The sequence below is a fragment of the Peptostreptococcaceae bacterium genome (assembly GCA_016649995.1).
Classification (GTDB): Bacteria; Bacillota; Clostridia; order Peptostreptococcales; family BM714; genus BM714.
Map to the genome: position 1 here is coordinate 1 of JAENWJ010000050.1, position 11,195 is coordinate 11,195.

9 protein-coding genes and 2 riboswitches are annotated in these 11,195 nt (G+C 43.3%); of the genes, 8 read left to right on the forward strand and 1 reads right to left on the reverse strand.

All coding sequences use genetic code 11. The features are described from left to right. Positions 1–215: 215 nt before the first annotated feature. Together JJE29_07720 and JJE29_07725 are read left to right on the forward strand one after the other, a co-directional pair. Complete coding sequence (locus JJE29_07720) at positions 216–500, forward strand: hypothetical protein (GenBank protein MBK5252502.1); 285 nt, start codon at positions 216–218, stop codon at positions 498–500. 189 nt (positions 501–689) lie between these two features. Further along, complete coding sequence (locus JJE29_07725) at positions 690–1,997, forward strand: ATP-binding protein (protein MBK5252503.1); 1,308 nt, start codon at positions 690–692, stop codon at positions 1,995–1,997. A 77-nt stretch (positions 1,998–2,074) separates the two neighbouring features. On the opposite strand, the gene JJE29_07730 is transcribed toward JJE29_07725, so the two are convergent. After that, the gene (locus JJE29_07730) at positions 2,075–2,575 is read right to left on the reverse strand and encodes a leucine-rich repeat domain-containing protein (GenBank protein ID MBK5252504.1); all 501 of its coding nucleotides are present in this window, start codon (positions 2,573–2,575) and stop codon (positions 2,075–2,077) included. 143 nt (positions 2,576–2,718) lie between these two features. Between JJE29_07730 and JJE29_07735 the strand changes: the two genes are divergently transcribed. From JJE29_07735 to JJE29_07760, 6 genes are all read left to right on the forward strand, one after another. Then, complete coding sequence (locus JJE29_07735; protein ID MBK5252505.1) at positions 2,719–3,405, forward strand: YjjG family noncanonical pyrimidine nucleotidase; 687 nt, start codon at positions 2,719–2,721, stop codon at positions 3,403–3,405. Between the two features lie 23 nt (positions 3,406–3,428). After that, positions 3,429–3,629: a PspC domain-containing protein gene (locus JJE29_07740; protein ID MBK5252506.1), complete on the forward strand. Its 201-nt coding sequence runs from the start codon at positions 3,429–3,431 to the stop codon at positions 3,627–3,629. 129 nt (positions 3,630–3,758) lie between these two features. Continuing rightward, positions 3,759–3,859: riboswitch (purine riboswitch) on the forward strand. 190 nt (positions 3,860–4,049) lie between these two features. Further along, the gene (locus JJE29_07745) at positions 4,050–7,817 is read left to right on the forward strand and encodes a phosphoribosylformylglycinamidine synthase (protein ID MBK5252507.1); all 3,768 of its coding nucleotides are present in this window, start codon (positions 4,050–4,052) and stop codon (positions 7,815–7,817) included. A gap of 169 nt (positions 7,818–7,986) precedes the next feature. Then, positions 7,987–8,089: riboswitch (purine riboswitch) on the forward strand. A 100-nt stretch (positions 8,090–8,189) separates the two neighbouring features. Continuing rightward, the gene (gene purE / locus JJE29_07750) at positions 8,190–8,678 is read left to right on the forward strand and encodes a 5-(carboxyamino)imidazole ribonucleotide mutase (protein ID MBK5252508.1); all 489 of its coding nucleotides are present in this window, start codon (positions 8,190–8,192) and stop codon (positions 8,676–8,678) included. A 9-nt stretch (positions 8,679–8,687) separates the two neighbouring features. Further along, entirely contained in the window at positions 8,688–9,392 is a 705-nt protein-coding gene (locus JJE29_07755) for a phosphoribosylaminoimidazolesuccinocarboxamide synthase (GenBank protein ID MBK5252509.1), read from the forward strand. A 228-nt stretch (positions 9,393–9,620) separates the two neighbouring features. Beyond that, positions 9,621–11,033 (forward strand): amidophosphoribosyltransferase, encoded by a 1,413-nt coding sequence (locus tag JJE29_07760; protein MBK5252510.1) that lies wholly within the window; start codon positions 9,621–9,623, stop codon positions 11,031–11,033. The last annotated feature ends 162 nt before the right edge of the window (positions 11,034–11,195 follow it).

Consider the following 11,195-nt stretch of genomic DNA (forward strand, 5'->3'; position numbering starts at 1 on the left):
TACTCACAGAGATTTAGTTGGTGCAATCAACATCATAGATGCACCTGTGATTGCTGGTGCTGCTTAGCAGCAGGCTTTCAGCCCGTGCGACTATATGTCCTGGCACGGGACGAGGTGATGACACACCTCGGAACTCGAAGTCATACTTGCCTACCGGAAACGGACTGGTATTTAATCATTCGAGAATCCCCCGGATTTATCCGTTGGGAGTGTCAATGGGACTCATCTGTGTTGTGGGGGCATATGTCAGATCCGGTTTCTCCGCTTCACCAGTTTTCATGTTTTCACTGTGGTACAATCGTGTTATTATCGGTCTGGCTGTGGGGGCTCCATGGAAGGTGACAGGTAAAAGCAGAACATTGCTTCGCGGGGCAGTTCTGGGGCTTGTGGTCTCATTTGCTTTCTATAGTTCTACAGGATTTCAAGACCATGTAAGTTTTGCGGCCGGGATTTTGTACGGGGTGATACTGGAAGGATGGCTCAGTCGATATGAAAAATAACTGGAACCGTCAATGGTGATTATATTCTATCCATTATGGGGAGGCGTGTTTTAAGTTGAGACACATATGGATTAAGATGTACATTGAGATTGTGATTTGCATTATACGTCCGTAAAAGTGTGGTATCAATACATAATTACGTTGTAATTAATGTAAAAAAAGTTTTATAATAGTTCCAGAGGTGATAAAATGTATAGGAATGCTATGGATGATTTGTATAAATGGAAGAATAAGAAGAACAAAAAACCATTGGTTATCAGGGGTGCCAGGCAAGTAGGGAAAACTTGGCTAATGAAAAAGTTCGGCGAGACAGCTTATAAAAAGACTGTTTATATAAATTTCGATAATAGTCAACAAATGAGAGAATTGTTCGAAACAGATATGAAAATCGATAGAATAATTACAGGTCTTGAATTATATTCGGATCATAAAATTAACGCAGAAGATACATTGTTGATTTTTGATGAAGTTCAAGAAGTTCCAAAAGCATTGACTGCCTTGAAGTACTTCAATGAAAATGCGCCAGAGTATCAAATCATATGTGCAGGTTCTTTGCTTGGAGTAGCGCTGCATCAAGGGACATCATTCCCTGTTGGCAAAGTCGAATTTATGGATTTGCATCCATTATCATTTGGTGAATTCATGAGAGCCATGGGAAAGGAACGATTCGTTGAACTGCTGCAAAAAGGAGACTTCGATTTGGCAACGAAATTTAAACAGGAATATATAGATTTATTAAAGTATTATTATTATGTTGGCGGCATGCCGGAAGTAGTATCGAATTTTGCGGAAAATACGGATTTTAACGAAGCTAGAGAAATCCAAGAACGAATTTTGATGGCTTATGAGCAGGATTTTTCAAAGCATGCACCTAATGAAGTTATTCCAAGAATTAGAATGTTGTGGAACATCATCCCGTCTCAACTGACTAAAGAAAACAAGAAATTTGTATACGGACTAATTAAAGAAGGATCAAGAGCCAAAGAATATGAGATGGCAATGTTATGGCTGATTGACTGTGGGCTGGTACATAAAGTACAGAGGGTCAAGGCGCCGAACCTGCCGCTAAAAGCGTATGAAGACTTAAAATCCTTTAAATTATTCGTATTGGACGTGGGGTTGTTGTCCTGTATGGCAAGATTAAATCAATCCGTTTTATTGGATGGAAACGGGCTATTCAAAGAATTTAGAGGAGCGTTGACTGAGCAATACGTACTTCAGCAATTGGTGACTTTGCACCAAATTGAAACCTATTATTGGACGAATAATAGAGGCAGTGCAGAAATAGATTTCTTGGTGGACACAGGGGAAAAAATTGTGCCTGTCGAAGTGAAGGCAGAAACGAATCTTAAAGCTAAAAGTATAAAAAGTTATTATGAAAAATTTCATCCGTCAATTTCAGTAAGAACGGCAATGGCGGATTATAAGAGAGAAGAATGGCTTTTGAATATTCCTTTATGGGCTATTGAAGTGTTGGAAAATGAAATCAATGGATAATGGTAATATGGGCAAGAAAGAAGGTGCTATCCGAATGCAAGGGAGAAACAAAATATGTTTCTCCCTTGCAGATTTTTTTATTTTCTATGAAATGTTATTTTGCCGCATCCTTCAAACGCCTTGTCGCTGATTTCGGTAAGCGAGGGAGGCAGGTATACGTCTGTCAAAGAGGTGCAGTCTTTGAAGGCCCATGCGCTGATGTTCTCTGTTCCTTCGTTTATGATGACCTTTCTGAGCAAATTCGACCGGTAGAAGGTGAAGGGGACGATTGAACGGAGGCTTCCGGGAATCTCGATTTCTTCAATGGCTGTTCGCGTCAGGGCATATTGCCACATGCTTTGAAGATTGGGCGGAAGATTCAATGTCTTGAGACCGGTGCAACCGTCAAAGACAAATCCTCCGATTTCAGTAACGCTTTCAGGTATGTTCACTGATTCGATTTCGGTATGGCCCTTGAACAAATCGTCATGCAATATTGTTATTACTATATTTTTCGGGAATTCAATATGCGAGGCCTTGCCCTCGTAACCGTTGATGCAATATGTTCCGTCCGGAACCATTTTGCTATAGAAACCCATAAGTTTGCTCCTTTACAATATGAATGATTTCTATTTTGAGTATAGCATGAAAATCAGCGGGCAGTACATGCATGTAGATGTTTTCACAGCCGCATTAGAATGATATGATTAAAGAATATAGCAGATGGAAAGGAATGGTGGTTATGAAATACGAACTATTGATTTTTGATGCCGACGGCACCTTGTTCGACTTTGCGAAGGCGGAGGAATACGCCTTCTTCAAGACGGCGGAAAATGCCGGGCGAAATTTTAGCAATGATGAATACGGTATATATACGAGCGTAAACAAAGGCATATGGAAAGAGATGGAGCTTGGCAAGATCGACCAAGAAACACTGAAAGCTGAGAGGTTTAGACGATTTTTCGTTGAACTGGGCATAGATGAAGATGCGGTTGGTTTTTCAAAGGAGTACCTGTACAATCTTTCTACCGCAGGTTTTCTCTATGAGGGGGCGGAAGAATTGCTGAATAGGCTTAAGGGTAGATACAGAATGGTTCTTCTTACAAACGGACTGACATCGGTACAGGAGACTCGCCTTGGCAAATCGCCGGTAAGACCATATTTCGAGGAACTTGTCATCTCCGAAAGCGTAGGGATATCAAAGCCGGATCCGAGAATATTTGAGCATACATTCAATAAAATAGGATATGAGAAAAAAGATAAAACGCTCATGATAGGGGACAGCCTCACATCGGATATTAAAGGGGGCCTCAATTTTGGAGTGGATACATGCTGGTATAATGCTGAAATGAAGGAAAACGAAAAAAATATCATTCCAAAGTACGAGGTGCATGATTACGAGGAACTATTGGGTATATTGGGAATGTAGGTCCATTAGGGGAGGTGTAATCTATGACTTTAAAGAAAAGGCTGTACAAGGATACTGAAAATAAAATGCTTGGCGGTGTGTGTGCCGGAATAGCGGACTATTTTGCGATTGATCCAACTATTGTAAGGTTGCTTTGGGTCTTTTTTTCTATGTTCTATGGAATAGGGGTTCTTATCTATATTGCCGCATTGATTATTTTGCCTAACAAGAATGAAATAATTTGAATTTGTTTTTGCATTTAAAGAAAGGTGCCTTAGGCATCTTTTTGTTCATCGAGATATAACACGAATGATAAATTGAAATTAAAGAAAAAAATTCGTAAAACCTATTGAAACGCAAGAATTCCTTTGTTATCATTAATGTTGGGTTTCACTTTTATATTCTGATGATATGGATCAGAAGTCTCTACCGGGCTGCCGTAAATTGTCCGACTAGAAGTGGGGAAATTAGTCATGACTCAGACTGGTTTTTCACTATGTCCGTGAAACCGGTTATGGGTCTGTTTTTTTTAAGGTGCTACTCATTCTTGGATAGCCCAAAGAAAGTGTATGTTTGGGCTATCCTTCTTTTAATAAAAAGAATAAGAGTTTAACAAATTGCAATGAGGTAAAATAACCGGGAACACAATGGATAAAGGTGGTTATATGAAAAATACAGTTAAAAGAATTTTTGTGGAAAAGAAAAAGGGCTTTGATGTGGACGCTGTCCATCTCTTGCATGACCTGAAAAGAAGCCTGAATCTGAAAAAGCTTGAAGGCGTTAGGATAATCAACAGATATGATGTTGCTGGAATGGATAAGGATGCTTTTGAGCAATCTGCCTCTACGATTTTTTCGGAGCCGAATGTTGATAATGTATATTATGAGACACTTGAAGTGGAGCGGGACGAAAACTACTTTGCGGTAGAATATTTGCCTGGGCAATACGACCAAAGGGCGGACTCTGCAGCCCAATGCGTTCAGATATTGACACGCAAGGAAAAGCCTGCGGTATCTGCGGCAAAGATTTATGTTCTTAAGGGGAATATTGGCGCCGCCGGTTTGGACAGCGTGAAGAAATACATTATTAACCCGGTTGATTCAAGAGAGGCTTCGCTTCTTAAGCCGCTAAGCCTTGAGATGGAAACCTTAGAGCCTGAAGATGTTGCTATAGTTAAAGGTTTCACCGAATTCGACGCAAATGAAATGAAGGCCTTTATGGACGAGGTTGGTTTTGCAATGAGCTACGAGGACCTGCTCTTTTGCCAGAAGTATTTCAGGGACGATGAGAAAAGGAACCCAACGATAACCGAGCTTAAGGTCATCGATACATATTGGTCGGATCATTGTCGCCATACGACCTTCGCTACGGAAATAATTTCGGTAGACATAGAGGACTCTCCGCTTAACAAGCCTGTCAAGGAAGCCTTCAATTCATACGAAAAAGCACGCAAGTATGTGTACGGAGAAAGAGAAAAAGACCGATGCTTGATGGATATAGCAACCATGGGTATGCGTCTTATGAAGAAAAAGGGTCTTCTTGAAGATCTTGAGGAATCAGAAGAGATAAATGCCTGCTCAATTAGAGCGGAGATAGAGGTGGACGGAAAACCGGAGGAATGGCTTGTTATGTTTAAGAACGAGACTCACAACCATCCTACTGAAATAGAGCCTTTTGGCGGAGCCGCAACCTGCCTAGGAGGAGCCATAAGGGATCCTCTTTCAGGTAGAAGCTATGTCTACCAGGCGATGAGGGTAACCGGAAGCGGGGATCCGAGAACGCCGCTTTCAGAAACACTTCCCGGCAAACTGCCCCAAAGAAAAATAACAACGAAGGCAGCTGCTGGGTACAGCTCATACGGAAACCAGATAGGGCTTGCTACAGGCCAGGTATCCGAGGTCTACCATCCGGGCTTTGTTGCCAAGCGCATGGAAGTTGGAGCGGTTATAGCCGGAGTTCCAAGCGCGAATGTGGTAAGAGAATCTCCGGTACCGGGAGATTTGATAGTCCTCGTAGGTGGAAAGACCGGGCGTGACGGCTGCGGTGGTGCAACAGGCTCTTCTAAGGAACATACGGAGGAATCCATACTTACATGTGGGGCCGAGGTTCAAAAGGGCAATGCGCCTACCGAAAGGAAGATACAAAGGCTTTTCAGAAATGCCGAGCTTTCTCAAATGATAAAGAAATGCAACGATTTTGGAGCAGGTGGCGTTTCGGTGGCAATAGGCGAACTGGCGCCAAGCCTCGACATCGATCTTGACGCAGTCCCCAAAAAATACGATGGACTCGATGGAACGGAGCTTGCCATATCCGAGTCGCAGGAGCGCATGGCTGTTGTAATAGAGCCTGCGAACCTAGAAAAATTCAAGACCTTTGCAGATGGTGAGAATCTTGATGCTACTCTTGTGGCGCGAGTTACAGACACGGGCCGCCTCGTGATGAAGTGGCGAGGAAAGAACATTCTGGACATATCTAGGGCTTTCCTTGATAGCAACGGGGTAAAGCAAACTACCAAGGTAAAGGTAAAGGCGCCTTTAGGCAATGATTATTTTGACAATATGCCGGAGTTTCTGTCGGGACTTAAGGGTAAAGATTTATGGCGCGGAGCCCTTGGAGACTTGAATCAGTCATCTAAGAAAGGCCTTACCGAGAGGTTCGACGCTTCCGTAGGTGCAAGCACGGTGCTGATGCCTTATGGAGGAAGCTACGCGATGACGCCGGCGCAGGGAATGGTTGCAAAGCTGCCTGTGCTTGACGGTGAAACAGGCGATTGCACTTTCATGGCCTATGGTTTTGACCCGAGGCTTGCTGTGTGGAGCCCTTTCCACGGAGCGTTTTATTCAGTGGCCCATTCACTTGCCAAGATTACAGCCATGGGGGGAGATTCGAGCAAGGCAAGGCTTTCCCTTCAGGAATATTTCGAGAAGCTTGGAAACAATCCGGAAAAATGGGGCAAACCCTTTGCGGCTCTTTTGGGAGCCTTCAAGGTTCAGGAAGAGATGTGCGTTCCCGCAATCGGAGGAAAGGATTCAATGAGTGGAACATTCAATGACCTTAATGTGCCGCCCTCGCTGATTTCATTTGCGGTTTCTGTAGGCAAGGCTGAAAGGGCATTGTCTCCGGAATTCAAGAGATGGGACAATCCGGTTGTCAGGATATTTGTCGAAAGAAATGCCGAGGGGCTTGTCAATCTTAAAAAGCTTAAGGAAATGAACGCAAGGGTCTTAGAACTTATTGGCAAGAAAAAGGCGGTTTCGGCATATGCGGTTGACGGTGGAGGAGTGGCGCCTGCAATAGCAAAGATGGCATTTGGAAACAGAATTGGATTCGAGTTTAACAGCCCGAACAATAAAGATGAATGGTTTATGCCGGATTTCAGGTCCATCATTCTTGAAATTGACGTTGAAAGCTTTGACATAAAAGACTTTGAAGGCGTGTCATGGGAGATGATTGGAAGAACTGTCAAAGACCAGTCAATAACAGTTGGAGACATGAGGATTTCGCTTGAAGAGTTGCAAAAGAAGTGGCTCGAGCCCCTAAACGATATTTTTCCGGTAAAGGAAGATGTTGAGGGCCAGCCAATGCAGATATCATACAAAAGCGCGGCGCCTAGGAAAACGCTCCTCCGCGTTCCAAAGCCACGTATACTGATACCGGTATTCCCGGGAACAAACAGTGAATACGATACTGCAAGAGCCTTTGAAAAAGCGGGTGGACAGGCGCAGACACTTGTGTTTGGAAATCTTAGCTCTCAGGCTGTGGAGGAATCAATAGAGGCAATGGTTAAGGCTATAAGAAATTCGCAAATAATTGCCGTTCCGGGGGGCTTCAGCGCGGGAGACGAACCCGATGGTTCGGGCAAGTTCATAGCCACGGTTTTCAGAAACCCTGCAATAATGGATGCCGTCATGGACCTAATAAAGAACCGCGACGGGCTCATGCTGGGGATATGCAATGGATTCCAGGCGTTCATAAAGCTTGGACTTGTGCCATATGGTGAAATACGCGACATGGATGAAAATGCGCCGACACTTACCTTTAATAAAATAAACCGACACGTTGCGATGATGGCGAGAACGAAGATAACCTCAAATCTTTCTCCGTGGTTTGCCAATGTGAATGTTGGAGATGTACACTTGATTCCGCTTTCACATGGAGAGGGTCGATTCGTGGCAAGCGGGGAAGAAATGAATCAGCTTGTCAAAGCCGGCCAAATAGCTGCGCAGTATGTAGACATGGACGGAAAGGCTTCCTATGATGGATATTTTAATCCCAATGGTTCCTTGCATGCCGTTGAGGCCATAACGAGTCCCGACGGAAGGATACTAGGCAAGATGGGCCACTCGGAAAGAATGGGTAGCAATGTAGCGAAGAACATTCCCGGCGACAAGGATCAGAAAATATTCGAGGCCGGAGTTGGGTACTTTAAGTAGGATTAGGAAGTACAGTAAAAGAAGCAGGCAGTTTGCAGTGGGCAGAGAAAATAAAAAATAGTTTACTCGCTATAGTTCGCGTCAATACGAACTATAGCGGGTAAATTTATATTTAAATTTCGTTAAACGTATTGACTTGAAGTGGTGCCTTTGCTAATATTAAAATGTATTCACAATCAAATATAGCGCTTATATAATGTCGGGTATGAGGTCCGAGAGTTTCTACCAGACAGCCGAAAAAATGTCTGACTATGAGCGAAGCAAGATTGTTAATAAAAAGGCTTCGCTTTTTGCGCTGCTTTTGTTTTTTTTTGAAAGATTATCGGTATTAATAAATAGAGTGGTATAAATGAATATTGAAAGGAAGATTCTATGAAGATTGCTGTGGTAATGGGAAGCGATTCGGATTATGAAGTTGTGAAAAAGGGCTTGAACATTCTCAAGGATTTCGATGTTCCTTATGAGGCTAGGGTAATTTCGGCGCATAGGACACCGGATACGGCCCTGGAATTTGCTAGGGGCGCGGAGGAAAACGGCTTCGATGTCATAATTGGAGCGGCTGGCAAGGCGGCCCATCTTCCGGGCGTATTGGCGGCTATGACTATTTTGCCTGTAATAGGTTTGCCTATCAAGTCATCTACCATGGACGGACTCGATTCGCTTCTGTCAATAGTACAGATGCCAAATGGTATTCCAGTGGCTACAGTGGCTATAAACGGAGCGGAGAATGCGGCGCTGCTTGCAATTCAAATATTGTCGATTAAGGATGAATCACTAAAAGTAAAATTAAAGGCTCATAGGTTAATGATGGCAGAAGTGGTTGCTCAAAAGGACAGGAAGATAATGGGACTGGAAAAATAGGAGGATATTATGAAAAAACTCGAAATGATTTACGAAGGAAAGGCCAAAAAAGTATATAAAACCGATGATGCAGATAGGTACATTGTTGAATACAAGGACGATGCAACTGCCTTCAATGGCGTAAAGAAGGGAACAATCACGGGAAAGGGAGTCATAAATAACAAGATGAGTGCGGTACTTTTCGAAATGCTCGAAAAAGAAGGCATACCGACCCATTTTGAGGGACTCTTAAGCGACAGAGAAACGCTTGTCAAAGCTGTTAAAATAGTTCCACTTGAGGTTATTATGAGAAACATAGCAGCAGGATCTCTTGCAAAGAGACTTGGGCTTAAAGAGGGCACGCCTATGAAGCGTCCGGTTCTTGAATTTTGCTACAAGGACGATGAACTCGGAGACCCAATTGTAAACGAAGACCACATACTGGCTGTGGAGTTGGCAACCGAAGATCAATTAAAAATAATCAAGGAATACGCATATAAAATCAACGAGCTTTTGATGGCTTTTTTCAAGGAAAGAAAGATTAGACTTGTTGATTTTAAAATAGAATTGGGAGTTTACAAGGGCAAGATTATTTTGGCCGATGAGATTTCTCCCGACACCTGTAGACTTTGGGACTGGGAAACTGACAAGAAGCTTGATAAGGATCGCTTCAGAAGGGACCTTGGGGGCGTTGAAGACGCATACGAAGAAATTTTCTCGAGGATCAGCAAGTAGGGGAACAGGAAAAGAAGTTGGCAGCGTGCAGTTTGCAGTAAAAGAGGAAAAAAGGACTAAAAAGGGACAGACATTTTTGTGTTCACGGTATGAATACACACAGGGCACAAGAAACAGGTGCAGGGCGCAGCAATCGAGCAAGTTTTGAGCCGTATAGAACAGCAGAAAGAAAAAGAAGATTGCAGCATATTGCCTGATGTATACTAAGCAAAAAAAGTGAGGGCTACAATGAATGAATTGATGGAATGGGATAAGTTGAAGGAAGAATGTGGAGTCATAGGAATTTACGATCCCAAGGAGTACCAGGATATTTCAAGGCTGACATATTTCGGGTTGATAGCCCTTCAGCATAGGGGCCAGGAAAGCGCCGGCATTGCTGTTTCAAACGGAAAGATGCATTATTACAAGGAGATGGGATTGGTTCAGGAGGTTTTCTCGGATGAGATTTTAAACCGATTGAAGGGCCGCGTAGCGATAGGCCATGTGCGTTACTCGACAACCGGAGAAAGTTATGTAGCAAATGCGCAGCCGCTGGTGGTTAAATACAAGGGTGGTTCCATAGCGCTTGCACACAACGGCAATCTTATAAATGCCGCTGTCTTGAGGGATGAATTGGAGGACAAGGGGTCCATTTTCCAGACATCCATAGATAGCGAAGTCATAGCTAATCTGATAGCAAGAAACTATAGATTGGGGTTCAAGGAAGCCATAATCCATTCGGTTCAGAGGATAAAAGGGGCTTATGCCTTGACTATAATCTGCGAAAACAAGCTCATAGGGGTCAGAGACCCAAACGGACTCAGGCCTCTTTGCGTCGGAAAGCTTGGTGATGGGTATGTGCTGGCGTCAGAGAGCTGTGCACTTGATGTTACAGGGGCTGAATTCATACGGGACGTCGACCCGGGCGAAATGGTAGTAATAGATGAAAAAGGAATTGAATCGATCAAGTTTGACAACAATACCAGAAAAGCCCTTTGCTCTTTCGAATTTGTGTATTTCGCGCGGCCTGACAGCAATCTCGATGGTAAAAGCGTATACAACAGCCGCAGAAATGCAGGGCGTATACTTGCGAGGCAATACCCGGCCAATGCCGATATGGTAATTGCCGTTCCGGATTCCGGGACAGTTGCTGCCATAGGATATGCTGAGGAATCGGGGATTCCATTCGGAGAGGGGCTTGTAAAAAACAGATATGTTGGGCGTACATTCATAGAGCCTGATCAAAAGACGCGGGAGCTTGCTGTAAGATTGAAATTGAATCCGCTCAAACTTAACCTAAAAGACAAACGCATAGTGCTTATAGATGATTCGATTGTGCGTGGCACAACGAGCAAGCGTATAGTTTCAATGCTCAAGGAGGCAGGGGCAAAAGAGGTTCATGTACGGATTAGCTCGCCTCCGGTTAAATATTCGTGCTTCTTCGGAATAGACACACCTGAGCGCAAGAAACTGGTGGGAGCCCAATACTCCATAGAAGAAATAAGGGAAATGATTGGAGCCGATTCCTTGGGATATCTAAGCGTAGAAGGACTCTACGAGTCGATAGGAATGTCTCCGGACAGCCTATGCAAGGCCTGCTTCGATGGAAACTACCCAATGGAGGTTCCAAAGACAGCTGATAAATTTTTGTTTGAGAAATAGTGAAAGACAGTAGCAAGTGGAAAGTAGTAAGTGGAAAGTAAAAAATAAAAGCAAAAGATAAAAGCAAAAGATAAAAGCAAAAGATAAAAGCAAAAGATAAAAGCAAAAGATAAAAGCAAAAGATAAAAGCAAAAGATAAAAGCAAAAGATAAAAGCAAAAGA

Excerpts from the sequence above, each read along its gene's own strand:
- JJE29_07760 (MBK5252510.1), top strand. The coding sequence starts at position 9,621 with ATGAATGAATTGATGGAATGGGATAAGTTGAAGGAAGAATGTGGAGTC.
- JJE29_07740 (MBK5252506.1), top strand. The coding sequence starts at position 3,429 with ATGACTTTAAAGAAAAGGCTGTACAAGGATACTGAAAATAAAATGCTT.
- JJE29_07745 (MBK5252507.1), top strand. The coding sequence starts at position 4,050 with ATGAAAAATACAGTTAAAAGAATTTTTGTGGAAAAGAAAAAGGGCTTT.
- JJE29_07730 (MBK5252504.1), bottom strand. The coding sequence starts at position 2,575 with ATGGGTTTCTATAGCAAAATGGTTCCGGACGGAACATATTGCATCAAC.
- JJE29_07755 (MBK5252509.1), top strand. The coding sequence starts at position 8,688 with ATGAAAAAACTCGAAATGATTTACGAAGGAAAGGCCAAAAAAGTATAT.
- JJE29_07720 (MBK5252502.1), top strand. The coding sequence starts at position 216 with ATGGGACTCATCTGTGTTGTGGGGGCATATGTCAGATCCGGTTTCTCC.
- JJE29_07735 (MBK5252505.1), top strand. The coding sequence starts at position 2,719 with ATGAAATACGAACTATTGATTTTTGATGCCGACGGCACCTTGTTCGAC.
- purE (MBK5252508.1), top strand. The coding sequence starts at position 8,190 with ATGAAGATTGCTGTGGTAATGGGAAGCGATTCGGATTATGAAGTTGTG.
- JJE29_07725 (MBK5252503.1), top strand. The coding sequence starts at position 690 with ATGTATAGGAATGCTATGGATGATTTGTATAAATGGAAGAATAAGAAG.